The organism is Burkholderia arboris, assembly GCF_038723655.1.
GTDB lineage: Bacteria > Pseudomonadota > Gammaproteobacteria > Burkholderiales > Burkholderiaceae > Burkholderia > Burkholderia arboris.
The window spans coordinates 1,807,494-1,832,456 of the sequence record NZ_CP109822.1; the positions used below are offsets into that span (position 1 = coordinate 1,807,494).

At 66.8% G+C, this 24,963-nt stretch carries 23 protein-coding genes; 17 read left to right on the forward strand and 6 right to left on the reverse strand.

Features of this window, described 5'->3' with window-relative positions; all coding sequences use genetic code 11:
* The first annotated feature begins 85 nt into the window (after window positions 1-85).
* Window positions 86-727, forward strand: coding sequence for a hypothetical protein (locus tag OHZ10_RS25420; RefSeq protein ID WP_059236981.1), 642 nt, complete (start codon window positions 86-88; stop codon window positions 725-727).
* A 49-nt stretch (window positions 728-776) separates the two neighbouring features.
* Here the strand turns inward: OHZ10_RS25420 and OHZ10_RS25425 are convergent, their stop codons facing one another.
* The 4 genes from OHZ10_RS25425 to OHZ10_RS25440 form a co-directional block, all read right to left on the reverse strand.
* Window positions 777-1,364, reverse strand: a complete 588-nt coding sequence (locus OHZ10_RS25425) for an IMPACT family protein (RefSeq protein ID WP_059236980.1) — start codon at window positions 1,362-1,364, stop codon at window positions 777-779.
* A 195-nt stretch (window positions 1,365-1,559) separates the two neighbouring features.
* Window positions 1,560-2,210 carry a DUF2625 family protein gene (locus tag OHZ10_RS25430; protein ID WP_059236979.1) on the reverse strand — a complete coding sequence of 217 codons (651 nt, stop codon included), beginning with the start codon at window positions 2,208-2,210 and terminating at the stop codon, window positions 1,560-1,562.
* A 75-nt stretch (window positions 2,211-2,285) separates the two neighbouring features.
* Window positions 2,286-3,143, reverse strand: coding sequence for a LysR family transcriptional regulator (locus tag OHZ10_RS25435; protein WP_342704668.1), 858 nt, complete (start codon window positions 3,141-3,143; stop codon window positions 2,286-2,288).
* On the reverse strand, window positions 3,140-3,274 hold the full coding sequence (locus tag OHZ10_RS25440) for a hypothetical protein (RefSeq protein WP_256086478.1): 135 nt from the start codon (window positions 3,272-3,274) through the stop codon (window positions 3,140-3,142). The genes OHZ10_RS25435 and OHZ10_RS25440 overlap by 4 nt, the downstream gene beginning before the upstream one ends.
* On the opposite strand from OHZ10_RS25440, the gene OHZ10_RS25445 reads away from it, so the two are divergent.
* On the forward strand, window positions 3,273-3,857 hold the full coding sequence (locus tag OHZ10_RS25445) for a DUF4865 family protein (protein ID WP_174991837.1): 585 nt from the start codon (window positions 3,273-3,275) through the stop codon (window positions 3,855-3,857). The genes OHZ10_RS25440 and OHZ10_RS25445 overlap by 2 nt on opposite strands.
* Window positions 3,854-3,979: a hypothetical protein gene (locus OHZ10_RS25450; protein ID WP_340625051.1), complete on the forward strand. Its 126-nt coding sequence runs from the start codon at window positions 3,854-3,856 to the stop codon at window positions 3,977-3,979. Before OHZ10_RS25445 ends, OHZ10_RS25450 begins: the two co-directional genes overlap by 4 nt.
* 76 nt (window positions 3,980-4,055) lie before the next feature.
* Here the strand turns inward: OHZ10_RS25450 and OHZ10_RS25455 are convergent, their stop codons facing one another.
* A complete protein-coding gene (locus OHZ10_RS25455) occupies window positions 4,056-6,257 on the reverse strand; it encodes a glycoside hydrolase family 3 C-terminal domain-containing protein (RefSeq protein WP_059240745.1) in 2,202 nt (733 codons plus the stop codon).
* A gap of 452 nt (window positions 6,258-6,709) precedes the next feature.
* A complete protein-coding gene (locus OHZ10_RS25460) occupies window positions 6,710-7,756 on the reverse strand; it encodes a polysaccharide biosynthesis/export family protein (RefSeq protein ID WP_422674340.1) in 1,047 nt (348 codons plus the stop codon).
* Between OHZ10_RS25460 and OHZ10_RS25465 the strand changes: the two genes are divergently transcribed.
* The 14 genes from OHZ10_RS25465 (at window position 7,698) to OHZ10_RS25530 (ending at window position 24,939) form a co-directional block, all read left to right on the forward strand.
* Complete coding sequence (locus tag OHZ10_RS25465; RefSeq protein ID WP_342706019.1) at window positions 7,698-8,201, forward strand: hypothetical protein; 504 nt, start codon at window positions 7,698-7,700, stop codon at window positions 8,199-8,201. The two genes, OHZ10_RS25460 and OHZ10_RS25465, sit on opposite strands and share 59 nt — an antisense overlap.
* Window positions 8,202-8,339: 138 nt before the next feature.
* Complete coding sequence (locus tag OHZ10_RS25470) at window positions 8,340-9,386, forward strand: dehydrogenase (RefSeq protein WP_059236976.1); 1,047 nt, start codon at window positions 8,340-8,342, stop codon at window positions 9,384-9,386.
* Window positions 9,383-9,964, forward strand: a complete 582-nt coding sequence (locus OHZ10_RS25475) for a D-sedoheptulose-7-phosphate isomerase (protein WP_059236974.1) — start codon at window positions 9,383-9,385, stop codon at window positions 9,962-9,964. The genes OHZ10_RS25470 and OHZ10_RS25475 overlap by 4 nt, the downstream gene beginning before the upstream one ends.
* A complete protein-coding gene (locus tag OHZ10_RS25480) occupies window positions 9,961-10,692 on the forward strand; it encodes a sugar phosphate nucleotidyltransferase (RefSeq protein WP_059236972.1) in 732 nt (243 codons plus the stop codon). Before OHZ10_RS25475 ends, OHZ10_RS25480 begins: the two co-directional genes overlap by 4 nt.
* The gene (gene gmhB, locus OHZ10_RS25485; RefSeq protein ID WP_059236969.1) at window positions 10,682-11,254 is read left to right on the forward strand and encodes a D-glycero-beta-D-manno-heptose 1,7-bisphosphate 7-phosphatase; all 573 of its coding nucleotides are present in this window, start codon (window positions 10,682-10,684) and stop codon (window positions 11,252-11,254) included. The genes OHZ10_RS25480 and gmhB overlap by 11 nt, the downstream gene beginning before the upstream one ends.
* Window positions 11,255-11,486: 232 nt before the next feature.
* Window positions 11,487-13,709 carry a GNVR domain-containing protein gene (locus OHZ10_RS25490; RefSeq protein ID WP_342704674.1) on the forward strand — a complete coding sequence of 741 codons (2,223 nt, stop codon included), beginning with the start codon at window positions 11,487-11,489 and terminating at the stop codon, window positions 13,707-13,709.
* Between the two features lie 42 nt (window positions 13,710-13,751).
* On the forward strand, window positions 13,752-14,933 hold the full coding sequence (locus tag OHZ10_RS25495; protein WP_342704676.1) for a glycosyltransferase: 1,182 nt from the start codon (window positions 13,752-13,754) through the stop codon (window positions 14,931-14,933).
* A gap of 11 nt (window positions 14,934-14,944) precedes the next feature.
* Window positions 14,945-16,378 carry a DUF6418 domain-containing protein gene (locus OHZ10_RS25500; protein WP_342704678.1) on the forward strand — a complete coding sequence of 478 codons (1,434 nt, stop codon included), beginning with the start codon at window positions 14,945-14,947 and terminating at the stop codon, window positions 16,376-16,378.
* The gene (locus tag OHZ10_RS25505; protein WP_342704679.1) at window positions 16,375-17,613 is read left to right on the forward strand and encodes a hypothetical protein; all 1,239 of its coding nucleotides are present in this window, start codon (window positions 16,375-16,377) and stop codon (window positions 17,611-17,613) included. The genes OHZ10_RS25500 and OHZ10_RS25505 overlap by 4 nt, the downstream gene beginning before the upstream one ends.
* Window positions 17,614-17,678: 65 nt before the next feature.
* Window positions 17,679-18,887 carry a glycosyltransferase gene (locus tag OHZ10_RS25510; RefSeq protein WP_342704681.1) on the forward strand — a complete coding sequence of 403 codons (1,209 nt, stop codon included), beginning with the start codon at window positions 17,679-17,681 and terminating at the stop codon, window positions 18,885-18,887.
* Window positions 18,888-19,087: 200 nt separating this feature from the next.
* A complete protein-coding gene (locus tag OHZ10_RS25515) occupies window positions 19,088-20,896 on the forward strand; it encodes an alpha/beta hydrolase (protein WP_342704683.1) in 1,809 nt (602 codons plus the stop codon).
* Between the two features lie 112 nt (window positions 20,897-21,008).
* The gene (locus OHZ10_RS25520; protein ID WP_342704684.1) at window positions 21,009-22,175 is read left to right on the forward strand and encodes an acyltransferase; all 1,167 of its coding nucleotides are present in this window, start codon (window positions 21,009-21,011) and stop codon (window positions 22,173-22,175) included.
* A 163-nt stretch (window positions 22,176-22,338) separates the two neighbouring features.
* Complete coding sequence (locus OHZ10_RS25525; protein WP_340625045.1) at window positions 22,339-23,553, forward strand: glycosyltransferase; 1,215 nt, start codon at window positions 22,339-22,341, stop codon at window positions 23,551-23,553.
* 96 nt (window positions 23,554-23,649) lie between these two features.
* Window positions 23,650-24,939 (forward strand): hypothetical protein, encoded by a 1,290-nt coding sequence (locus OHZ10_RS25530; protein WP_342704686.1) that lies wholly within the window; start codon window positions 23,650-23,652, stop codon window positions 24,937-24,939.
* The last annotated feature ends 24 nt before the right edge of the window (window positions 24,940-24,963 follow it).

A 24,963-nucleotide genomic window follows, 5' to 3' on the forward strand; every position in this document is an offset into this window, starting at 1 on the left:
TCGACGCTAGCGATCGCAGCGGCGATCCCCATGAAGAAGCGCCTGCCTGCGCGATTGCGCAAGGCAACGCGAACGGGATTGCCCGATGAACCCGGCACGCAGACGTTTCGTCGTCGCAGGCGCTATTGCGGTCGGCGCGCTTTCCGTCGGCGCCTGCGCGCCGCACATGACCAAGGATCTGTTCTCGGATCATCCGTACACCGAGCAGATCGAGACCTTCGCGATGACCGGTGATCGGTCGAAGCTCGTCGTTATCGGGCAGACGCGTCACTACATCTTCGATATTCCGCCGAATCTGGCGAACATCCTCGAATCTCCCGTTCGCGAGTACCTGACGGCCCGGTTCTGGACCTTCACCGTCGATGCCGGCGCGGTATCCGGATCGTTCACGTTATCGCTCAGGAAAGACGCACCGGACGACATCCGACGTCGCGCTGCGGAACTGGGATTTGCCCGCTCGGGTCAGTTGCTGACGCTGGACGAGGAGATTGCCGGGCAGGTGTTCAATGCGGGCAACGACAACGTCGCCGCGCATGTCCAGCGTTTCAACCGGCCGTACAGCATCCAGGTCCGGCAGCGGCTGAGTGCAGGGCAGAAGATCGCGTTGCTGCCGTTGACGCCGCTGACCCTTGCAGCCGATGGCGTGGTCGTGATCGGCCAGGTGCCGTTGATCATCCTGATTGCGCCGTTTCTTGCATTCTCGGGGCCGTGGCCGGCTTTCCGTTGAAGTCTCCGGATGGGCGGTCGCACCCGCGCGGGCCTGCCGTCGCAATGACTTAAAGGTCCGGAAACCCTGAGCGCCCCTGCGTCAGATCGAACAGTTCGGTTTTTGCATCGGCGTGGGCGGTTTCCGGCAGCTTGATCACGAGCTTCACCGTCATGCCGTACGCGCTGTCGACCAGTTCATACCCGGCCTGTTCGATCCAGCGGCGCACGCGCGCTTCTTCCGGGTAGCCGATCTCGATCGCGAGGCGTGCGTAGCGAATGCGTTCGACGCGCTCGGCATCGAGCAGCGCCGATGCGATCGCATCCGTGTACGCGCGCACCAGCCCGCCCGCACCGAGCTTCACGCCGCCGTAGTAACGCACGACCGCGCCGAGCACGCCGTCGAGATCGTGATGGCGCAGCACTTCGAGAATCGGCCGGCCCGCGGTGCCCGACGGCTCGCCGTCGTCCGACATGCCCGACTGGCCGCCCGCCAGCAGCGCCCAGCACACGTGAGTGGCCGCCGGATGCTCGTCGCGCAGGCGTTGCAGCACCTGCATGGCGGCGTCGCGGTCGTCGACGGGAAGCGCATACGCGATGAAGCGGCTCTTGCGGATCTCGAGTTCGCTGATGTAGGTGGTGGCGAGCGAGTAACTCATGCGCCGCAAGATGAAAAGTACAAGGAAATCAACGCGATGACGGCTTTGATGTTGACCCGGGCAGGCATGGCTGGCCGGCACGGGCGGGTGACATGAACGGGGAATTTTACCGTGGCGCGCATCGAAGCAGGTCGACGAGGTCAAAACGCGACCCGGCGGCGGCATCGCGCTGGATCCCGGCGCCCGGATACCCGATCACGGTTGCCCTGATGCCACGGGACCGGCGCCGATCTGGAGCGCGTACACCTCGGAAACGTTGACCGCCCGACGGCTGCTGTGCTCGACCGAGCCTTCTTTCGTCCACAAGAACGGATAGAAGCTGAAGCATTGGTCCGTCGTCAGGCCCTGAACATCGGCTTGCCAGCCGGGCCAGCGCATGCTCGCGTAGAAGTCGTGCAGCCTGTCGCCGAGGGACCATCGCACGAAGTCGCCGTAGCCGATCTCAAGGGGCTCCCATCCCGGCGTGTCCGGTGCAAAGTAGTACACCGAACCCGTGTCCTCCCCGAGTGCGCCCCCGTTCAGCGCGAAGAATCCGCCGACGGCATCGTCCGCGACCAGCAGAAAACCGGAAGACCGTCCGTCATTCCAGCCGACGATGTCCCTGCGCATCTTGTGATGGCCCGAGCCGAGCAGACGGAGGTAGCCGCCGTCCACGAGCACGCCGCCCGTCGAATAGGCGATGGTCCCCAGGGGCGAGCGCGTGGTGACCTGAAGGGCGGAGAGAATCTCGCCGTTCCGATCCGAGGGCGGCAATATTTCGCAACGATGGCCCGCTGCTGCCGCCCACTCGAGCAGTGACGGCAGAGCGGACTCGCGTTCGTCGACCAGTTCTTCCAGCGGACGCATGTTTGTTCTCTCCGAGAGGGGCGGTTCGGAATCGGCCAGGCGTGAGCGATACGACCAGTACCCACGCGGGCGACCTCAACGCGTGCCGACCGATGACCTGAGCGCCGCGCCCAGCGTGCGCAATGCCTGCCGTGCGCGTGCATCGGTCAGGTTCGAATGAAGCACCACGTCGCGCGTCGGCAACGGCGGCAACCCGTATCGCGCACCGACGTCGACCGTGCCGGCGGGCGCCACGCGATGCCCGAGCGCCGCGACGGCCAGCCCCGCGGATACCGCCGCGCCGATCGTCGCCACGCCGCCGCCGACGAAGACTTCCGTCCACGCGACCCCGGCTTCGTCCAGCGCGCCGACCGCCATGCGGCGCACGCTGCACGGCTCGGCTTGCGTGGCCAGCCGCAACGGCTGCGGCGGATGGTACTCGAAATCGGCCGCGGCCATCCAGCCGAACGACTCCGACAGGAGGGTTTCGCCGTCGAGCCGCCGGCTGCCGTGTTGCAGCGCGACGGCCGCGTCGAGCTGCCCGCGATCGAACGCATCGAGCACGTTGCGCGACGCGGCGACGCGGATCTCGAGCACGAGCGTCGGCTCCGCCTCGCTCATGCGCCGCAGCAGCATCGGGAGATCGGCGCCGACGACATGGTGGCTGACGCCGATCACCAGCCGCCGCTGGCCGGTGCCGAACGCGCCGACCGCACCATGGTGAGCCGCCACCAGTTCGCGCGCCGGTTCCAGGAACGCGGTGCCGTCGGCCGACAGGCGGACCTGCCGTGGCGTGCGCTCCAGCAGGCGGCGGCCGAGCCCGTCTTCCAGCCGCTTGATCTTCAGGCTCACCGCGGACTGCGTCGTGTCCATCGCTTCCGCGGCCCGCGTGAAGCTCTTGAGGTCGGCGGTCAGCACGAACGCCTGCACGGCTTCGATGTCGAGTGTTTTCATCGCACACGCACCCATTTCAAAATCGAATCATTGAAATATTCTGCCATCGTCTTTTCAAATGATTCAAGGTCTTCTACGCTGTTTCCAGGCTGTCCCGAATTCCCGCCTTTCTTTTGCCAGGAGCCGATCATGCTGACCGCGTACTACGTGCACCGCCTGCCGGCGGATTACGACCTCGAGATCATCCGCCAGCGCGTGCGCGAGCGCGGCAGGCTGTGGGACGACACGCCGGACCTGCTGTTCAAGGGATTCCTGCTGCGCGAGGCCGGCCGCTACGGCGCGACGGAAAACGGCTATGCGTCGTTCTATCTGTGGCGCAACGAACAGGCGTTCGCCGGTTTCGTGACCGACGGCCGCTATCGGGTCGTGACGGACAGCTTCGGCCGCGCGCCGATCGACACCCAGGTTGCGCTCGATGCGCGCAAGGGCAGTGCGTCGACCGGACGGTTCGCGCGCCTGGAAACCATCGAGATTCCGGCGGATGCCGACCTCGATGCGACGCTTGCGCGCGAGGTTGCGCGCAATCGCGACGTGGCGGCACGGCGGGGTGTGGTTGCGGCGGCCGTCAGTCTCGACCCGCTGCGCTGGCGGCTGACGCGTGCCGTCGTCACGGAACACGAACCGGACGACGACGGCGGCGGCGCGGGCACGGTGTACCAGGTCCTGCATCTGGCGAGGCCGCTGCTCGATACGCTGGACGCGGGCGGCGCGTGATGGCCGGCGTCGCGACCCGATTGCCGGCCGGCCTGGTGGTTGCCGCGCATCTGGCGGGTGTGGTGGCGGGAATCGCCGCGATTGCGGCGCTCGCGACGACGCTGGCACTGCTGGTCCGCTAGACGCGATCCGCGGATCGGCCAGCGCGGGGGACGCCGGGCATGCGATGCCCGGCGTCCCCCGTCGATTCATCGGCGATCAATGGCCTTGAAGGCGGATATCGCGCGACGAAGCACCGACATACACGGTTCCGCCCGGCACGACTCGCCAGCCGTTACGCGACGTCTCCCACACGCTCTGCATCCGCGGCGATACGGTCACGCGCACGCGCCGCGCTTCGCCCGGATTCAGCCGGATCTTCTCCCAGCCGACCAGCCGCTTCGGCGGTTCGTCCTTGTACGGCACGCCGAGATAGACCTGCGGCGTTTCCGCGCCGGTGACGCGCCCGTCGTTGCGCACGGTGAACGCGACGCTCAGCGAACCGTCCCATTGCTTCGACACCGACAGCCCGGAATACGCGAAGTGCGTATAGGACAGCCCGTAGCCGAATTCGAACATCGGCTTGATGTTGCGCGCGTCATACCAGCGATAGCCCATGTTCAGCTTTTCCGCGTAGACGGGATCGTTGTCGAACGCGCCGTTCTGCCCCCAGGTCGGCGAATCCTGATCGCGCGCGGGGAACGTGACGGGCAGCTTGCCTGACGGATTGACCGCGCCGAACAGCACGTTCGCGATCGCCTTGCCGCCGGCTTCGCCCGGATACCACGCCTCGACGATGGCAGACACGTTGTCCTTCCACGGCATCAGCACCGGATTGCCGCTCTGGACGACGACGATCGTATGCGGATTCGCACGCGCGACGGCTTCGACGAGCGCGTCCTGGTTCGACGGGTTCGCGAGGCTCAGGCTCTGCAGATCGCCGAAATCCTCGCCGGCCGGCTGCGCGACCACGACGATCGCGACATCCGAGCGGCCGGCGAGCGCTGCGGCCTGGTCGATTTCCTGCTGCGTGTACGCGCGGAACGGCGACTGCTGGTCGCTGTTGCCCGCGTACGTGACCTGCGCGGCCGGCGCAAGCGCACGGATGGCCGCGACGATCGGCACGTCGACCTTGAGCCACGGATTGCGCCACCAGCTGCAGCCGGTCGACGACCCGAACGTCAGGCCGCCGCAGCCTGCAAACGACCCCGATACGGGATCGCGCGTGTTGCCCGAGCCGCCGCCGGACAGAACGGCCGCATCCGCATGACCGCCGATCACGGCAATACGCGACAGCGCCGACGCGGCCAGCGGCAACTGGTTGCCGTCGTTCTTCAGCAGCACGATCGACTGCTCGGAGGCCGCCTGCGCGAACCGGTTCGCGGCCGCGAAATCGATCGTGCCGCCGCCCTTGGCCGGATCGTCCATCACGCCGACGCGGATCATCACGGCGAGCTTGCGGCGCACCATGTCGTCGAGGCGCGCGGTCGATACCGAGCCGTTCGCGATCGCCTGCTTGACGGCCGCCGGCGTCAGATACACGGTCGAGCCGACGTCTTCTTCCTCGTCGAGCCCGGCGTTGATCGCGGCGGCGGTGCTGTGCGTGGCGCCCCAGTCGGACTGGACCTGGCCCTGGAAGCCCCATTCGTTCTTCAGCACGTCGTTCAGCAGGTGATTGTTTTCGCACGCATACGCGCCGTTCAGGCGGTTGTAGCTGCACATCACGCTGCCGGGCCGCCCGCGCTTCGCAGCGATCTCGAACGGCAGCAGGTAAAGCTCGCGCAGCGTGCGTTCGTCGATCTGCGTGTTGCCGCCCATCCGGCCGTGCTCCTGCTCGTTGCCGGCGTAGTGCTTGATCGTCGCGATGACTTTCTGCCGCTGCGTGGCGAGCGTGCGTTCGGCGAGCAGGTCGCCGGCGAGCAGCGGATCTTCGCCGAGATACTCGAACAGGCGGCCGCCGCGCGGCTCGCGCGCGAGGTTGGTGCCGCCGCCGAGGCCCATGCCGAAGCCTTGCGCGCGCAACTGGATCGCGACCTGCTTGCCGTAGTCGTACGACAGCCGGCGATCCCAGCTCGCGGCGACGGCGATCGTCGCCGGGAACGTCGTGCTGGCTTGCGACGTGCTGCCGGAGCCGGTCGACGAATCGGCCATGTTGAGATCGGGAATGCCGAGCCGCGGCACGCCCTGGATATAGCCGGCGCCGCCACCCGGCACCTTGGACATTTCGTATTGCGAATGAATAAACTGGAGCTTCTCGTCGAGCGTCATCTTGCGCACGAGCAGGTCGGCGCGCCGTTGCGCGGCGGCCGACGCGAACGCGTCGGTGGCGTCGCCCGGTGAGTTGAAACCGGCGTCGCCGGCGTAGGCGGTGGTGCAGAGGGTCGCTGCCAGCACGACGGCCGGCCAGAGTTTGTCCCGCATGTTGCTCTCCATGATCGTATTGCCGGTTGTTCGAATGATGTCTGGAGCTGCGCTCGTCCGATGGATTCGCACCGGACGCATTCGGCTGGCGATGCAGGGTGGTTGCGCGTCGGCATGCCAGGCCAGGCGGGGAATCGTTACGGCCGGTTGGGCCCGACCGGGCATCGAGGACGGCGACGCGGACCGTCCGACACTGCCGAATCGGATGTAGCGATTCTCTGCAGCGACCAATCGTACGAATGTAGTTTGACTACAGCATCGGTGTTTCTACCGATACGTACGATCTTTTTTCGACGCGGTGGCGCGGCAGGGTGGAAAGGCGGTCATCGTTCCCGATGGCGCGGGGGCGGCCGGGTAAGAAGTACCTGGGTTTTTGCGGGGAAGCCGATCGAGGCGGGCGACCCGGTTCGTTGCGTGCGCATCGAACCGGGCCGGTTGAAACACGCGGCGGCTTACTTCGTCACGAGCGCGCCGGTCAACCCGGCGCTGATCGCCGGCAGCAGCAGGTTCAGCACGCGGCTCGCACGGACGAGCCCGGTGTTGTCGACATAGACGACGTCCTTCGACGCAAGCGGAAACTGGTTCGCGAGCAGCATCGATACCGGCGACTGCATGTCGAGGTGATAGATGACGGGCGCGCTGTCGGCGGCCTTGCGCAGCACGAACACCTGCTTGGCATTCGAGGTCTGCTGGTTGAGCTGGCCGGCCTGCGTGAGCGCTTCGCTCAGCGTGAGCGAACCGTCGCGCAGCGGCGCGACGGCTTGCGGCCTGACCACTTCGCCCATCACGTACACGGGATTGTCGTCGCGTGCGCTCACATGCAGCATGTCGCCGGGTTTCAGCATGATGTCCGCCGGGTTCTTCCCCGTCTTCATCATCTGCGCGACGTTCAGCGGATAGATCGTGCCGTTGCGGGTGATCGTGACGCGGCTCTGATCCGCGGTCGGCGCGAATCCGCCGGCGCGGCTCACGGCTTCGATCAGCGTCATCGGAATGTCGTTGATCGCCTGCGCGCCCGGGTTGCGCACTTCGCCGTCGATGTAGACCTGCGTCGCACGGAACGACGCGACCCGCACCGTGACCTGCGGCTTGACGAATACCTTGGCGAGTTCGGTCCCGACCTCGTGCTGGATCTGCGCGACGGTTTTCCCGGCTGCGCGGATCGGCCGCGGGACGTATGGAAACTGCACGTTGCCGTTGCCGTCGACGACGAAGCCCGGCGCGGCGTCCGCGGCTTTCGTGTTCTGCACGGGTTGCCCGGCGGCCGTCGCGAATTCCGGGTGATCCCACACGGTGATCTGCAGCACGTCGCCGGCGCCGAGCCGGTACATGTCCGACTTCGCGGACAGGTTCGGCGGGATGGACGCGGCAGGCGCGCGCTTCTGCTCGGCGCGGATCTGCTCGATCTGCGTCAGGTCGATCTGCCTGACCGGCACCTGCATGTCGCTCGTCACGTCGCCGTTGTCGGCGGTCGTGACCGGCAGTGCGGTCGAACTCATGTGCTGCCCCGGCACCACCGTGCATGCGGAAAGCATCGCGACGGTCGCGAAGGAGAGCGCCATGCACATGCCGCGCATGGCAGTGCGAGTGTGGCCCGGCGCCACGGAATCGAACGGTAGAGCGTTTGTCATTTTTGTGTCCAGCATCGATGAATCGATTGATACGGTATCCGGATCGAATGCGGGCCGGTCATTGCGTGCCCGCTTCGTTCCGCACATCGTGATGACGCTTCCTGGCGGCATTCCGGCACCGATCGACCGGCGCGTGTTCCACCGCGGCATCGCTCCGGAAAGCGATTGTCAAAAATTGGCAATGACGGAAGGGCGTCGTCGTGCGCGGCCGGTGACGTATCGGCGATGTCCCCGCCGGTTCGCACGTCGCCGTGCCGATCGCGAACAGAGCGTAACGCAGGTTGGGCGCTTCGATTTCGCGGCGGCGGCTTAATGTAAGCCATCGCACGCAGCGTCCCGGACATCTATCGCATAGTGGCGCCAACGAACATGGCCGTGCATTCCCGGCGGAATGTGCGGGGGCGGGAACGGCATCGTGCCGGCGTCCGGCTCATTGCCTGCGAGAGATTTCATGACACGCTTCATTGCCCGTTCGAGGGCGCCTTTGCGGTTGGGGCTGGGCGGCGGCGGAACCGACGTGCCGCCTTATTCGGACCGGTTCGGCGGTCTGGCGCTCAATGTGACGATCGAGAAGTTTGCGTACGCGTCGATCGCGCCGCGCGACGACGCGAAGGTCGAACTGGTGGCGGCCGATACGGATACCCGATGGATCGGCCCCGTGTCGCCGGTGCTCGAGGTGCAGAACGGGCTCGGGCTGCATGTCGGCGTCTACAACCGGATCGTCCGCGACTTTCACGGCGGTCACCCGCTGGCCGTCACGATCACGACGTGTTCCGAAGCGCCGCCGGGTTCCGGGCTCGGATCGTCGTCGACGATCGTCGTCGCGCTGGTCAGGGCCTTCTGCGAGCTGCTGTCGCTGCCGCTCGGCGAATACGACATCGCGCATCTCGCACACGACATCGAGCGCGAGGATCTGGGGCTTGCCGGCGGCAAGCAGGATCAGTATGCGGCGACGTTCGGCGGGCTGAACTTCATGGAGTTCTACGGCGATCGCGTGATCGTCAATCCGCTGCGGATCAAGCAGGAAATCAAGGCCGAGATGGAGGCGTCGCTCGTGCTGTATTACACCGGCGTATCGCGCGAGTCGGCCAACATCATCAAGGAACAGAGCAGCAACGTGACGGAAGGCGTGGTCGATTCGCTGGCCGCGCTGCACGAAGTGAAGGACGAGGCCGTGCGCATGAAGGAAGCCGTGTTGCGCGCCGACTTCGACGCGTTCGCCGCGTCGATGCGCGACGCGTGGGAATCGAAGAAGCGCATGGCGAAGAACATCTCGAACGCGATGATCGACGATCTGTACCGGGTCGCGGTGCGGGCCGGCGCGAAGGCCGGCAAGGTGTCCGGCGCGGGCGGCGGCGGCTTCATGATGTTCTTCGTCGATCCGGTCGAACGGCCGGCCGTGATGCGTGCGCTCGATGCATACAACGGGATCAATGGCCAGGTGCTGAACTGCACGTTCACGGACATCGGCGCCCAGTCGTGGAGAAAGAATCAATGACGATCGGAGTAGAGAGCGAAATTCGCCAGACGCTGTCGGTCCTGACGGCGCTCGTATCCGACCGCGAGCAACTGGCGCGCATCGAGCAGGTGGCCGAGCGCGTGACGGAGGCGCTGCGCACGGGCAACAAGATCCTGCTCGCGGGCAACGGCGGCAGCGCGGCGGACGCGCAGCACATCGCCGGCGAATTCGTCAGCCGTTTCAACTTCGACCGGCCGGGTCTCGCCGCCTTTGCGCTGACCGTGGACAGCTCGGTCATGACGGCGATCGGCAACGACTACGGCTACGAGAAACTGTTCGAGCGCCAGATTCAGGCGACCGGGCGCCCCGGCGACATCTTCTGGGCGTATTCGACGTCCGGGCGTTCGCCGAACATTCTCCGCGCGCTGGAAGTGGCCAGGACGGCCGGCATGTTGTCGGTCGGGTTCACCGGCAACGGGCCGGGCGCCGCCGAGATGCGCGGGCGTGCCGACATCTGCATCGAGATTCCGTCCGCATCGACCCCGAAGATCCAGGAAGGGCACCTCGTGTGCGGCCACATCATCTGCGGCATCGTCGAAGAGCGGATCTTTGCATGAGCGCGATGCTGCCTTGCCTGATCCTCGCCGGCGGCCTCGGCACGCGGTTGCGCCCGGTGCTGGGCGACGCGTTGCCGAAGGCGCTCGCGTCGATCGACGGCGAGCCGTTCCTGTGCTGGATGCTGAGAGCGCTCCGGCAGCAGGGGGTCGCCGAGGTGGTGCTGTCGCTCGGCTACGGCAGCGGCCCGATCAAGGCGCTCGTGGCGTCGCGCGACTTCGGCATCGCGATTTCCGTGATCGAGGAGGACGAGCCGCTCGGTACCGGCGGTGCGATCGTTCACGCGCTGAAGGCATACGGCGCGAACGACATGATCGTGATGAACGGCGACACGTTGTCGAATCTGGATCTGCGCGCGTTGTCGGCGTTCTATCGCGCGACATGCCCCGATCTGGTCGTCGCGGCAACCCGGGTCGACGATGCGTCGCGCTACGGCACGCTCGATTTCGACGCGACGTCGCGCAGGCTGTCGGCATTCCGGGAGAAGCGCCCGGCGCAGGGCTACATCAATGCGGGCACGTATGTCGTCAACGCGCGCAAGCTGCTCGGTTTCGCGCTGCCGGCGACATTTTCGTTCGAGCAGGATTTCCTGGGCGAACGGGTCGAGGCGCTCGACATCCGTGTGTTCCCGGAAGTCACCGAGTTTATCGACATCGGCGTACCGGCGGACTACCGGCGTGCGCAGACCGTCATTCCGCTCATGCTGGAGACGCGAACCAGTGAAGCGTAAAGCCCTGTTCCTGGATCGCGACGGCGTGATCAATGTCGACTACGGCTACGTCCACCGCCAGCAGGACTGCGTATTCGTCGACGGCATCTTCGATCTCGTGCGGCTGGCGAATGCGACCGGTCACCAGGTGGTCGTCGTGACGAATCAGGCCGGAATCGGCCGCGGCTATTTTTCGGAATCGCAGTTCGTCGCGTTCATGGACTGGATGCGCCGCAGGTTCGACGAGCGCGGCGCGAGAATCGACCGCGTCTATTTCTGCCCGCATCACCCGGTGGCCGGGATGGGCCGCTACCGGCAGGCGTGCGCATGCCGCAAACCGCAGCCCGGGATGCTGCACGACGCGCGGCGCGACCTCGGCCTCGACCTGTCTGCGTCGATCCTGGTCGGCGACAAGCGGTCCGATCTCGATGCCGGCGCGCGCGCCGGCGTCGGGCGTCGCTTCCTGTTCGTGGGCGACCGGGCCGGCGATGCGGATGCCGATCCGTCTGCCGAGGTCGTTGCACGGCTGGCGGATATCGGCGCGGCGCTGCAAGGCAGGGGAATTGCCGCCATGCGTGCGTAGCCGGCGGCGGCATCGACGGCTGCAGGCCGGAATGAATCGAACGACGCCTTCGAAACGAACTGCCGGCCGTGGCGCCGGCCGGGCGGAAACGCGCGGGGAATCCCGATTCCCGGCGCAGCGGTTTCCCGAGCGGCACTGAAGGGCTTCCAGCCGGATTTTCAATGAAATGAATGTGAACCAACACGCGCGTAAAGCGGCGAAGCCAGCCGGATCTTCCATTCTGGAGTTCAGCATGAAGATGGACCGACCTGCATTGACCGGGCACCAGAACGAACCGAAACAGGCTGCCGGGCCTGCGACGCGGTTGTCGCCGATCGATTTGCTGGAGAACGTGCTCGACCACGGTCGCCTCTTCGTCGCCGTGTTCGCGGCCTGCCTGCTGCTGGCGATCGTCTATGCGGTCGCGGCAACGCCGGTGTATTCGGCCGACACGCTGATCCAGATCGAGGAGAACAAGGCCAGCGCGCTGGGCTCGCTGTCGTCGATCTCGAAGGCGCTCGACATCCAGAATTCGGCCGTGGTCGGCGAAATCGACATCGTCCGCTCGCGCGCGGTCGTCATGGACGCAATGAATGCGACGGCCGCACAGGCCGAAGTGTCGGTCGAGAGCCGGTTTCCGCTCGTGGGCGGCCTCATCGGCGCGTTCATGCCGAAGGACGCGAACGGGCTCGTCGACGCGCCGCTCGGGATGTCGTCGTGGGCATGGGGCGGCGAGCGCCTCGAGTTCCGCACGTTCGAGGTTCCGGCTGCGCAGATCGGCAAGCCGCTGACGTTCGACTATCTCGACGGCAACCGGTTTCGGCTGACGGATCGCAGCGGCCAGGAAGTGCTGAGCGGCGCGGTCGGCGTGCCGGCCGCAAGCAACGGCTATCGCGTCGACGTGGCGCGGATCGTCGCGCGCCCCGGCGCGACATTCCGTGTGCGGCGCATCGCCACCGACGTGCGGCTCGAAGCCATCCTGAAGAAACTCGGCGTGACCGAGACGAAGCGGCAGTCGGGCATCATGCAGCTGAGTTTCGAGGACGTCGATCCGGACTTTGCCGCGCGCATGCTCAATGCGATCGCGGCCGCCTACCTGAACTTCAACGCGAGACGCCGCGCCGACGATGCCGAGCGCAGTCTCAAGTTCCTCAACGCACAGCTGCCGATCGTGAAGGCACGGCTGCAGCAGGCCGAGCAGGCGCTGAACGCGTTTCGCAACCAGCAGGGGTCGATCGACGCGCAGGGCGACATCCGGCTGCTCGTCGAGCAACTGGCGTTCGTCGACAAGTCGCGGCTCGAGACCAAGCTCGCGTACCAGGACCTGTTGTCGAAGTACGTGCCGGGGCAACCGCAGGTCGTGGCGGCGGCCAACAAGCTGAAGGAACTCGACAAGCAGGCCGCGGTGCTGAAGGACAAGGCTGCGCGCCTGCCGTCGCAGCAGCAGACGTACCTGCGGCTGGCGCGCGACGTCGAGGTCAACAATCAGCTCTATGTCGGGCTGCTGAACAACACGCAGCAGTTGCAGATCGCGGAAGCCGGTACGGTCGGCAACGCGTCGATCGTCGACAAGGCGGTCGTCAGCGACAAGCCGGTCCGGCCGAAGCGCCTGGTCGCGATCCTCGCCGGTGCGGTGATCGGACTGATGCTGGGCTTTCTCGCGGCGCAGGGCCGTGCATTGCTGGCCGGGCGCATTCGCGATCCGCATGACCTGGAGGCGGCGCTGGGCATCCCGATGCTCGGCATTCTCCCGAATTCGCGCCGCCAGGCGGACGCGGATGCGAACCGCACGCCGGCCTTCATCGCGACGAAGGAGCCGGCCGACGAGCCGCTGGCCGACGCGATGGACAGCCTGGCGCTGACGTTGCGGCACCGGCTGGCGGCGTATGGCGGCGACGCGAAGGTCGTGCTGGTGTCGTCTGCGTCGCCCGCGCAGGGCAAGTCGATGATTGCCGCGAATCTCGCGTACCTGTATGCCGAGAAGGGGCTCAGGACGGTGATCGTGGATGCCAACCTGCGCGCACCGGCGCTGCATCGCTATCTGCCGGTCACGGCGACGAAAGGCCTGTCGGACGTACTGAAGGGCGTGCTGCCGGCCAACGAGGCGATCACTCGCGTCGCCGGCCAGCTCGATGCGCTGTCGGCCGGATCGCCGGGCGCGTCAACGCGCAACCTGTTCGACCTCGCGCGTCTGGACAAGCTGGCCGCGTCGTTGCGGAGCCAATACGACATGGTCGTCGTGGATGCGCCGTCCGCGCTGCCGGTGGCCGATCTCGCCGCCTTGTCGCGCGTCTCCGACATGACGCTGCTGGTGGCGCGCCAGGGTTCGGCGAGCGCGGCCGGCGTGACGGACGCGCTCGACAGCCTCGGCAAGATCGGCGTGCGCATCGACGGACTGGTGTTCAACGGCTTCGTGCCGTCGCCGCTGCGCGGCGTTCGCCGGATCGGCGCCGGCTTCGCAGCGGCGCGCGCCTGATCGCACGGAGGATTCGATGCAATTGGGCAAGGAGCGCAGCGCATGAGCAATTCGATGGCAGGCAAGGGCGGGTTGCGGCGCGCGTCGCACGCGGTGCGGGTCGTGTGGTTTCTCGGGCCGCGCCCGGTGAGCTGGAACGGCGTCATGCGATACAGCCTCAAATGCATCGACTTCATTCCGGCAATGGCGGGATTCGACGTGGAGCCGGTCGATATTCCGGCCGAGCCGCGTTCGTTCCGGCGCTACTGGACGCAGTTCGTGCTGTACCCGCTGCGCGCGGTCGCGGCGGCGCGTGCCGGGCACTTCGTCATGCTGTACCAGGAGGACCTGGCCTTCATGATTCCGCTGATCCGCTGGGCGGGCGGCCGGGTCGGCATCGTGCTGCATCACGTGCAGCGTCCGGGGCAGGTGCGCGGCGTGGTCGAGAAGCTGAAGAACGCGTACATGAGGCTCACGCAGTCGCTGATCGCGACCGCGGACGTCGTGCTCGCGCCCTCGGACGTGACGGCGCAGGAAGCGCTGGCGGACCTTCGCCTGCGCGCCGACCGGATCCAGGTCGTGCCCAATGCGTTCGACGATCGCTATGCGCCGGCTGACGCTGCCGTGCGCGAACGGGCGCGCGCGACGCTGCTGGCACGCTTCGGCATCCGTATCGACGACGCGCTGGTCGTGCTGAACGTCGGTTCCGACGAAACGCGCAAGAACAACGCGACGCTGTTTCGCGCGCTGGCGTCGCTCGGGCGCAAGGACGTGATGGTGCTGCGGGTGGGCAGCGCGCAAAACCAGACCAACCGCGACGAATGCCGGGACATTGCCGCCCAGGCGGGAATCGCCGCCCATTTCGTCGAGAACGTCGGCGACGAGGATCTCGGCTATTTCTTCCAGGCCTCGGACCTGTACGTGTCGCCGACGCTGCACGAAGGCTTCGGCCGCACGGTGATCGAAGCGCAGTTCGTCGGCGTTCCCGTGGTCGCGTCGGATCTGCCGGTGTACCGCTACACGATGGGCGAGTCGTTCGTGGCCGTCGCCGACGCGATGGATGCCGCCGAATGGGGCCGGCAGATCGAACGCGTCGCGGGCGATCCGTCGCTGCGGGACGCGCTGGTGAGTGCCGGGCGGGTCAACGCCCAGCGCTTCTCGTCGCGCGCGGTCAGCGCGCAACTGCACGGTGCGCTCGACCGGGCCGTGCATGACCGGCCGCGCGCGGGCCGGGCGCAAGCGTGAAAGAGGCGGCGATGCGAGCGAGGCAAGCCGACGGCCGCGCGGCGGCGGTGACGGGATTGACCGTGGCGACGCTGTTCGCGCTCGCGCTGACACTCAACGCGATGCTGCCGGCGCTCGGCGCGATGGCGCCGAGCGCGACCTGCACGTTGCTGGTGGCGGTGGCGGGCGTGATCGCGCTGATCGTCGCGCGCCCGGTGTTCGCGGTGTCGGCGCTCTACACGCTGGTGATCGGGTTGACCGCATTCGTCGCCGGCGTGGGGATCGAATCCGGCGGATTCCTGCGGGAAACGGACATCTTCGGCGTCGCGAACGGCGCGTTCAGCCGGCTGCTGTCGTTCTACGTGATTTTCGTCGCATGTGCGCTGTTCGCATTCGGCCGGTTTCTGAACGAGCGCGCCGTGCACGAACCGATCCGCGCGCGGATGACGCGCGTGCCGGTCAGCCTCGCGCTCGGGTTCGGGCTGGTCGGCGCGATCCTCGCGACGGGCGTGCTGGCGGGCCTGACGGGCGGCTTCGCGGTGCTGAGCGGCGTCAACCGCTACGCGCTGCGCAACGACGCGTCGAACAGCACGCTGTTCAACCTGTTCCTCAACAACCAGACGTTCGTCGCCGTGCTGCTCGGCACCTTCTGCACGAGCACGAACAAGACGGTGCGATCGGTGTCCGTCGGCATGATCGTCGCCGATCTGGTGCTCGAGGCGTTGCACGGCGAGCAGTTCATGGCCGTACTGCATGTGTGCCTGACCTTTCTGATCCCGTTTATCGCCATCCATGCGATGAACGGCAAGCCGGTAATGCGCTATCTGGGGATCGGCTCGGTCATCGCGCTCGTGATCGGCAGCGTGTCCGTGTTCTACGCGTACCGGGGGCAGGGGCTGGACATCGCGGAGACGGTGGTGTCGCGATTTCTCGAACAGGGGCAGGCGTGGTACGTGGTGGACGGCGACGCGCACCTGTTCGGCGCGCCGGCGTTCGGGGGCATGGCGGCGTTCGGACGCTTCATCGGTTCGCTGGGCTCGTTCACCGAACCGACCTTCTTCAGCGATGCACCCGTGAGCGGCCTGCGCGACCTGATGCTGTCGTACGGCACGCCCGAGATCCTGAAAGCCTACGTGTTCGACGATGTCACGTTCACGATGGGCAACGTGGCGGTGCCGGTCTACTGGTTCGGCTACGCGGGCGGCGCGCTCTTCGTCGCGTTGACGGGCGCGGTCTACGGCGCGGCGAGCGCGATGCTGATCCAGGTCGCGATGCGCGGCGGGGTCGTGATGCTGTGGCTGACCGCGAAGGTGTTCGCTTACGCGACCTATGCGATCCAGCAAGGCGACTACTGGACGCTGTTCGGCGCGCGCACGTTGTTCTACCTGGCGATCGCACTGATCTGGTGGCATTGCATCGACGCGAGGCGCCAGCGCGCCGGCGCGACGCGGACGGGGACATCTTGAACGCGTTCGTCAGGCTGCTGTTTTCGTCGTTCGCGGGCGTGGTGTGCGAAAAGATCATCGGTGCGCTCGCGGCAATCGCGAGCAATCACCTGTTTGCGAACATCTACGGCGCACGCCTGTTCGGCGAGCTGCAGTTCGCGTTGTCGCTGGCCTACGTGATCGGCAGCGTCGCGCTGATTTTCGGCGCACAGGTGATCCAGCCGATCCTCGGCAAGCACCCGCGCCTGCGGCACATGGTCGTCTACCGCGCGTTCCGCCTGCGGCTGACGCTGACGCTGGCCGTGATGCTGCTGTTCATGGGCGTCGTGGTGATCGTCATGCGACCGTCGAGCGTGTCCGAACTCACGCTGATCGCGGCATTCGCGTTGATCGTGGAGCCGATCGCGCTCGGTTCGCTGATGGCCTATGCCGAATCCAGGCCGTGGGTCATCACGCGGGCGCGGGCCTATGCAAGCTGTGTCCGCGTGCTGTGGCTGTACGTCGCGGCACACGCGTCGATGGGCGTGATCGTCGCCGCGTTCGCGTGGCCGCTCGAGGCATGCGTGGCGGCCGCGGCACCGTTCAGCCGCTATCGCGCGCTGGCGTTGAAGTCGCCGAAATCGTTTCGCGGCAGCGCGGCCGTCACGAAAGCGCTGGTCGTGCGCGGGCTGCGGATCTGGCCGGCCATTGCGGCCAGCGTGCTGGTATTGCGGATGGACCGGTTGTTGCTCGGCGTGCTGGTCTCCAAGGCCGATCTCGGCATTTACGCGTCGGCGGCGTCGCTGGTCGAGCAGTGGAATTCGGTCGGCACGACGTTGGCGCTGGCATTGGCGCCGAGCATGGTCTTTTCGGCGCGGACCGAGTCGCTCGTGCGTGCCAAGGCGTTGAAGCTCGGCCTGTATCTCGGCCTCGTCGGCTGCGTCGCATGGGTCGGCAGCTATTTCGTCGGCCGCAAGGTATTCCTGATGATCTACGGGCCGGCATTCGTGCAGGGCGTGCCGATCATGATCTACGCGACCGGCTGCGCGATCGCCACGTTCGTCGACGCGGGGCTGAGCACGTGGCTGCTGGCCGTGCGCCGCTACCGGCTCATCATGATCAAGCAGGTGCTGATCGTCGCGGCGATCGTCGCCGCGCCGTTCGTCATGCCGCGCACGCTGGTGATGTATGCGCCTTCGACGGGCATCGCGGTATCGCTCGTCGCGTTCTGGTGCGTGGTGCTCGGGAATCTCGTCTTCAACCGGGCGCGGCCGTGAGCAGCCGGGCCGGTGCGGGCGGGGAATGGAATCGGGAACGTTTCGGATCGACGGGGAGGCCACTCGTGAAAAGCCGGGTGCTGATGGTGATGACGCGGGACATTCCGCAAGACGTATCGAACGGGCGGGAGCGCACGCTGAGCTTCATCCGCCAGGCAATCGGCAACCACATGGACGTGACCGAATTCAAGATCCGGTCGGTGTTCGAGGACGGCGGCTGGCGCGCAAAGGTCGGCGCGGCGGTGCGGGTCGGATGGAGCGTGTTGCGCGGCGCGCCGTGCGCGCTTCAGGTGGCGATGTTCTCGCACCCGAGCAAGCGGGCGGCGCTGCTTCGCGCCGTCGACGCGTTCAAGCCGGACGTGATCTATTTCGACGGCATCCGGCTCGTGGACTACGCGATCCTGGTTCGGCGCAGCGTGCCTGGCTGCCGGATCGTCGTGGATTTCGACGACCTGATGTCGCGCCGCGCGAACATCCTGCGCGAACAGGATTTTCCGTTGTCGGCCGGGTATCTGGAAAAGTCGATTCCGCGGCCGTTCGTCAGGCTCGCCAACGCGAGGCTGGTCCGCAACGCATTCCTGGGCTATGAAGCGTTCGCGCTGAAGCGGCAGGAGCGTGCGGCGATCGGGTCGTCGCATGCCGTCACGCTCGTTTCCACGGAAGACGCGCATGCGCTGCGGCAGTCCCTCACGCGCGACGAAGCCATGAAGACGCACGTGATCGCGCCGCCGATGAATGCGCTGATGCCGATGCGGTATCCGGCGGCGCCGTTCCGGTTCGTCTTCATCGGTTCGGACCGCCAGTTGCAGAACCGGCTCGCGATCGAGTACCTGGTGGCGCTGTGGGCGCGTGTCAGGCCGGCCACGCCGCTGGTGATCTACGGGCGCATGGCCGGCCGCTACGCAGCCGTTCCGAACGTCGAATTCGCCGGGTTCGCGCCGACGCAGGCCGATGTCTACACCGGGTGCTCGATTGCGTTGTGCCCCGCGTTCCTGCGCGGCGGCATCAAGTCGAAGGTACTGGAAGCCGTGTCGTACGGTTGCGTGCCGGTCGGAAACGAAGCCGCCTTCGAGGGGCTCGGGTTCCACGACGACGCGCTGGCGATGAGCGAATCGCGACTCGAGCGGCTCGTGGCCGAGCCGGCCGCGGAGCTGGATCGGGTCGTGGCAGCGGCGACGCGCTTCGCCGCGTACTGCGAGCAGCATTTCAGCATGCCGGTATTCGATCGCCGGTGGCGCGCGCTGATCGCGCCGCCGGCAGGCAGCCCGTCGTGACGGGCGGCGCAACGGACAGGAGGGCCTCGATGGCGTGATCCGAACGGCTCGCGGCCGGCCGGCTTCCGGACCTTGCATGTGCAGCGGGGATGCCGGAAAGAGGAAAGGCTTCCGCGAGCGATTTGCCGTCCTGCGGCCGATCGATTCAGCAGTCCGGCCGAAGGACGCCGTACCCATTCTTCACCGATACCTAATAGAAAATGAGACCGATCATATTTGGCGGACGGTTCGGATGGCTGCATCCGGGCAACGGGACGCGGGGCGTCGTCCTGTGCAACGCTTACGGGCACGAATCCGTCTGGAGTCACGGCGGCATGCGGAACCTGGCGGACCGCCTGTCCGCGAACGGGATGCCGGTGCTGCGTTTCGATTACCGCGGCACGGGCGATTCCGCCGGGGCGGACGGCGCGAGCGATCAGTTCGAGACGGCCGTCGACGACGTGTGCGCAGCCATCGCGCAATTGCGCGAGGCAACCGGCGTGACGCGGGTGACGCTGTGCGGCCTGCGCCTGGGCGCGGCATTCGCGCTGCTTGCGGCGAACTCGCGCGACGTCGATCAGCTCGTGTTGCTGGCGCCGGTGGCCAGCGGGCGCAGCTACGTGCGCGAGCTGTCGATCATGCGCAATATCTGGCTCGACCAGCTGGCAGCGCCATTGCGCGCGGCCCAGCCGAAAGACGCGCCGTTCAACGTGCTCGGACAGGTCTACAGTGCGGCGTTCCGGACGCGGCTCAATGCGTTCGACGCCGTCGACGCGTTGAAGGACGGCGCAGGCGCGCCGGCCTCGGGAACGCTGATCGTCGACGCGACGGCCGGCGCCAGCGAACCGCTGCAGAAGCGGCTCCAGGCGCTGGGCGGTACTGTCGAGCAACGGTCTTTCGACGGCTATGCGGCGTTCATGCAGGAAACGACTTTCTCGAGCATGCCGACGCGCGTTTTCGACGCGGTCGTCGACTGGATCGCGGCCACCGGGGGCCGGCACGACCCGGCGCCGCGCGCCGCGTCGAACCTGGACTGGGATGCCGGCCTGATGCTCCGGACGCCGGAAGCCTGCGAACGGCCGGTCCGGTTCGGCGTCGCCGGCCTGTTCGGCATCCTGTGCACACCGCACGCGTTGCACGACCGTGGGCCGGTGCTGCTGATCACGAACACGTCGGCGAGTCCGCATGTCGGCGACAGCCGGCTGTCGGTGCGGATCGCCCGCGAGCTCGCGCGCCGCGGCATCGCATCGCTGCGGTTCGACGGGCGCGGGATCGGCGACAGTGCGCCGGTGCGCGGCGGCAGTGCGCCGGAAGACGCGCTTCAGCCGGTCTATTCGAGTGCCGTCGTCGAGGATGTCGCGACGGCTGCCCACTGGTTGAAGGAGCAGGGGTACCGGCAGGTCGTGTCCTTCGGCATCTGCTCGGGCGCGTACAGTGCGCTGCGTGCGGCGCTCGTGGGGCGGGCGCTGTCGGGCGTCATCTCGGTGAACCTGCAGCGTTTCCACATGCCCGACGGCATCTCGACCGACGCACTGCGCCAGCACCGCCCCAATTCGATGGCCGGGTACCGATCGTCGTTCTTCGAACTGAAGAAATGGAAGCAGGTGCTGAGCGGCGACCGGAAGATCATGCCGTTCGTCCGGCTGGTGCTGAAGCGCATGGCGACGCTGGTGTCGGTCCGCACCGGCGCGTGGCGGCGCCGGATCGCCGGATGGTCGTGCGCGGAGACGATGCCGGTCGATCCGCATGACATCCTGCGCACCTTGCAGCGCAAGGAGGTAAGCACGCTGTTCGTCTGCGGCGGATTCGACAGCAGCCTCGACCTGATGACGATGTATTTCGGCCCGCGCGGAAAGCGGCTGTCGCGCTTCGCCGGCGCGCGCGCCGTCGTGCTCGACGATCTCGATCACAGCCTCTTCAGCGCGCATGCTGCCGAGGCCGTGGTCGGGTTGTGCAGCGAATTCGTCAAGGGGCTCGACGCGCGTCGCGCGACGACGGGGAGGATCGTCAACGCGGAATCGCCCGCGTGATCCGGGGCAGGCGGGGCTGTGTCAGATGTCGCACAGTCGGCGCGCAGGGGCGGTGATACGGTAACTCGCCTGTCTTCTGGCGAACCCGCCCGGCCTCTGCGCGACCCTTACGATGCCCTCCGAAAACACCGGACGTCTTGACCATATCGACGCGATGCGCGCCGTCGCGGTCCTGCTCGTCATCTGGACGCACTACGCCGAACGGTTCGCGGCGCTGGCGGGCGCCCAGCAGTGGCTCGACACGCTGCAGCGCTCCGTCAACTTCGGACGGATCGGCGTGGTGGTCTTCTTCGGCATCAGCGGCCTGCTGATTCCGGTCAGCCTGCGCGGCCCCGCCGGACCCGGCACGCGGCGCTTCCTGATCCGCCGCTTCCTGCGCTTGTATCCGGCATTCTGGCTGTCCATTCCGGTGGGCTGCGTCGTCTTCTGGACGTTGTTCGGCAAGCCGGTGAGCGCGGCGTTGCTGGTTGCCAACGCCACGATGATCCCGACCGCGTTCGGGCAGGAGCCGGTGATGGGCCATTACTGGACGCTCGAGACGGAACTGTATTTCTACGGGCTCTGCCTCGTGCTGTTCTGGTGGGGCGGGCTGCACCGGATGCGCGATCTCGCGCTCGCCTGCATCGCGCTGTGCGCGGTGTTCGTGATCACGCTCGGGTTGCGCGTTTTTCCCGAGAACACGCTGGGCCAGTACAAGGCGATGCCTTACCACCTTGCGATCATGTTCTGGGGCGCGTGTTTTCGTCAGGCTTACGACCGTCCGCTCGAAACGGTGCGCGTGACAGGGCGGCGCGGCGGACACGGCGGCGTCGCGTTGACGTACCGGTCCGTCGCGGGCCTGCTGACGGCGATGCTTGTCGGCGTTGCGCTCGCCGGCGCTGCCAGCGACTGGCGGCATCGCAACATGGCTCATCTGCCGTCGTCGCTGGCGTATGTGGCCGGCATCGCGATCTTCGTGACGATGGCGACGGTATTGAAAATCCGCCTGCGCGTGATGGCGAAGCTGGGCGAGGTCAGTTATTCGATTTACCTGTTTCATGCGATCCCGCTGTTCGGGTTTTACTGGCTGTGCGAACACTACCGATGGACCGGGTGGCCGCTGGGCGTCTACATGATCGTTCCCGTCGTGCCGTTGATCGCATTGTCGTATGCAAGCTACCGGTATTGCGAAGCGCCCTGTGTGCGGCTCGCGCACCGCCTGACTGCGTCGCGGCAACGCGGCGACCTGCCGGCCGGCAATCGTCCGGTCAACGCGACGCAAGACCCGTTCCGCAACTGACCGGCCCGGACGATCGACGGCTTGAAACGGCAATCCCGGGTTGCCGACATGAATGGAATGGACCGTACGGAATGCAAATGATGATGACGAATGCGATGGTGGTTGACGGTTGCGGCGGCATGCCACGATGCCGGATTGTTCAACCTGCGTTCGGGATGCCGAATTGAACGGCTTCCCGTCGACCGGTTCCCGCGCGGAAACGACGCGCATCGTCGTGATCAACGACTACGCGCGAAAGGGCGGCGCGGAGGAGGTCTACCAGACTTCCATCGAAGTGCTGCGCAACATGCCGGACGTCGACGTGTACTCGTTCGACGAGACGAATTTCCCGCCGGGCGAAGGCTCGCTCACGCGCGGCTGGAACCGGGCCGCGGCGAGTGCGCTGGCGGCGTTGCTCGACGAAGTGCGTCCGCATCGCGTTCTCGTGCACAACTACCACAATCTGCTGACGCAATCGATCCTGCCGGTACTCGCGCGGCGGCGCCGCGAGCAGGGCTTCCGCACGTATCTCACGTGCCACGACTACCATCTGGTCTTTTACAACCCGAATCTGCTGGCCTATCGCAACGGGCAACCGGTGCCCGTCCCGGTCGATGCGCTGTCGAATCCGGCGCGGCTGTTCGCGCTTGCGAGCCCGCGCGGGCGTCTCTACGACACGGTGAAGAAGCTGCACTGGCATGCCGTGTACGCGTACTGCAATCCGCGAAACGTATTCGACCTGTTCCTGTGCCCGAGTCCCTACATGCGCACGGCGCTGGCGCAGCGAGGCATCACGAAAAGCGCATTGCTGCCGAACCCGGTGAGCACGCTGGCCGAGCCGTTTCCGCCGCGCGTATGCGATCGCGAACGGTTCGATCTGGCCTACGTGGGGCGCCTCGATGCGGAGAAGGGTATCCACGAGTTCATCGAACTGGCGCGCCAGACGGATTTCCGTCGTATCGACAGCCTGACGCTCTACGGCGACGGGACGCAGCGCGCGCAGCTCGAAACGCGCCACCAGGATCTGGTGCAGGCCGGCCGGCTGCGCTTTGCGGGCCGGCTCGGCCACGGCGAGCTGTTTCATGCGCTGCGCGCTCACGATGCGCTGGTGCTGCCGTCCGTCTGGGCCGAGAACGCGCCGCTCGTGGTGGTCGAGGCCGCCACGCTGGGGTTGCCGGTGCTCGCGCACGAAATCGGCAGCCTGGCGACGTTCGGCAGCGAGATCGGCAACAAGATCCTGTACCGGAATTCGCCGGCCGGCCTGACGAGCGCGCTCGACGAGTTGAACCGTCACTTGCGCACCGCCAGCCGGCACTACGATTGTTCGGCCTACACAACGTCGCGCTACGCGGCGCAGCTTGCGTCGTGGCTGGGGCTCGGCGGGCACCCTGGCCGCTAGGGCGCGACGCGGAGGCGTCGCATCGGACAAGGCCAGCACGACCATACGGGCCGCGCGCGCGCCGCGCGGCCGCGATACTCACGCAAGAGGAATGTCATGCGGGCATTGAGACGCATCGCGGCGGTGGCGCTGGGCGCACTGGCGTTGTCGGCCGGTCGCGGCTATGGCCATGACAGCGGGCGGGTGGCGGCGATCGCGCCGGCCAATACGTCCGGCAGCCGCGATTTCAAGGGATCGTCGAACGGGCTGCTCGCCGGCACGTCGTCGATATCGAAAGTCGACGTGCATACGTTGCTGTATCCGGGCAGCACGACGCAGGTGCTGGCCCACTACCTGCCGTGGTGGGGCCCCGACCCGCGCGGCGTGAACGTCGGCTATCGATCCGACGATCCGCACCAGGCCTTCCGTACCTTCGCCGACATGCGTTCGAGAGGCATCGACGGTGTGATCGTCGACTGGTACGGAGAGGGGCATTTCGTCGACACGGCCTGGCGGGCGTCCCTGCCCGAACTGGCGAAATTTCCCGGGATGACGTTCTCGATCATGATCGACAGCGGCTCCTTCAAGTTCAATGCGTGCCGCGGCTGCGACCTGACCGGGACGATCCTGCACAACCTGGCGTACATCAGCCGCGAATACTTCACGTCGGATCAGTATCTGCGTTACGACGGCCATCCGGTCGTGTCCGAGTTCGGGATGGATGCGGTCGGGAAGGCCGACTGGGCGCGCATTCACGCGGCGTACCCCGACATCTACTGGATTCATACGCTCGCGCAAGGCTTCGACCTTCCGTACAGCAAGGGCGCGTATGTCTGGGCGCAACCGTCGTCGTGGGCCACGCCGCAAGCCACCGGCACGCGGCACGACCTGCTGTATCGCGAGCGTTTCTACACCATCGCGCGCAACCAGCCGCCCGGGACGATTACGGTCGGTGGCGCGTGGAGCGGGTTCGACGATACGAAGGCATCGTGGGGCGCCGCGGCGCCGCGATTTCTTGCGCCATCGTGCGGCCGGACCTGGCTCGACACGTTCAGGAGCATCAACGAGCGCTACAGCGTGCGGCAGCAGCTGCCGTTCGTCCAGCTGATCACGTGGAACGACTACGAGGAGGGCAGCGCGCTCGAAACCGGCATCGCCAGTTGCACCGCGATCGACGCGCAGCCGGTGGGCGCGAGCGTGACCGTCCGGATCACCCATCCGGACACCGTGGACCATCTCGAGCTGTACGAGCAGGTCGGCGACGCGACGTTCAGGCTGGCGGGCCGCTATCCGGCCGATGCGACGAGCCTCCCGCTTCCGGACGGCCGCGCGGGTACCTATTTCATCAAGGCGGTAGGCAAACCGTTCATCGAGAACGTCGTGTCGGCGGCGATCGTCGCGCGCTGACGCACGCGGGGCCTGCGGGCGCCG

Excerpts from the sequence above, each read along its gene's own strand:
- OHZ10_RS25420 (WP_059236981.1), top strand. The coding sequence starts at position 86 with ATGAACCCGGCACGCAGACGTTTCGTCGTCGCAGGCGCTATTGCGGTC.
- OHZ10_RS25425 (WP_059236980.1), bottom strand. The coding sequence starts at position 1,364 with ATGAGTTACTCGCTCGCCACCACCTACATCAGCGAACTCGAGATCCGC.
- OHZ10_RS25430 (WP_059236979.1), bottom strand. The coding sequence starts at position 2,210 with ATGCGTCCGCTGGAAGAACTGGTCGACGAACGCGAGTCCGCTCTGCCG.
- OHZ10_RS25435 (WP_342704668.1), bottom strand. The coding sequence starts at position 3,143 with ATGAAAACACTCGACATCGAAGCCGTGCAGGCGTTCGTGCTGACCGCC.
- OHZ10_RS25445 (WP_174991837.1), top strand. The coding sequence starts at position 3,273 with ATGCTGACCGCGTACTACGTGCACCGCCTGCCGGCGGATTACGACCTC.
- OHZ10_RS25440 (WP_256086478.1), bottom strand. The coding sequence starts at position 3,274 with ATGATCGGCTCCTGGCAAAAGAAAGGCGGGAATTCGGGACAGCCTGGA.
- OHZ10_RS25455 (WP_059240745.1), bottom strand. The coding sequence starts at position 6,257 with ATGCGGGACAAACTCTGGCCGGCCGTCGTGCTGGCAGCGACCCTCTGC.
- OHZ10_RS25465 (WP_342706019.1), top strand. The coding sequence starts at position 7,698 with ATGTCGCTCGTCACGTCGCCGTTGTCGGCGGTCGTGACCGGCAGTGCG.
- OHZ10_RS25460 (WP_422674340.1), bottom strand. The coding sequence starts at position 7,756 with ATGAGTTCGACCGCACTGCCGGTCACGACCGCCGACAACGGCGACGTG.
- OHZ10_RS25470 (WP_059236976.1), top strand. The coding sequence starts at position 8,340 with ATGACACGCTTCATTGCCCGTTCGAGGGCGCCTTTGCGGTTGGGGCTG.
- OHZ10_RS25475 (WP_059236974.1), top strand. The coding sequence starts at position 9,383 with ATGACGATCGGAGTAGAGAGCGAAATTCGCCAGACGCTGTCGGTCCTG.
- OHZ10_RS25480 (WP_059236972.1), top strand. The coding sequence starts at position 9,961 with ATGAGCGCGATGCTGCCTTGCCTGATCCTCGCCGGCGGCCTCGGCACG.
- OHZ10_RS25490 (WP_342704674.1), top strand. The coding sequence starts at position 11,487 with ATGAAGATGGACCGACCTGCATTGACCGGGCACCAGAACGAACCGAAA.
- OHZ10_RS25495 (WP_342704676.1), top strand. The coding sequence starts at position 13,752 with ATGAGCAATTCGATGGCAGGCAAGGGCGGGTTGCGGCGCGCGTCGCAC.
- OHZ10_RS25500 (WP_342704678.1), top strand. The coding sequence starts at position 14,945 with ATGCGAGCGAGGCAAGCCGACGGCCGCGCGGCGGCGGTGACGGGATTG.
- OHZ10_RS25515 (WP_342704683.1), top strand. The coding sequence starts at position 19,088 with ATGAGACCGATCATATTTGGCGGACGGTTCGGATGGCTGCATCCGGGC.
- OHZ10_RS25520 (WP_342704684.1), top strand. The coding sequence starts at position 21,009 with ATGCCCTCCGAAAACACCGGACGTCTTGACCATATCGACGCGATGCGC.
- OHZ10_RS25530 (WP_342704686.1), top strand. The coding sequence starts at position 23,650 with ATGCGGGCATTGAGACGCATCGCGGCGGTGGCGCTGGGCGCACTGGCG.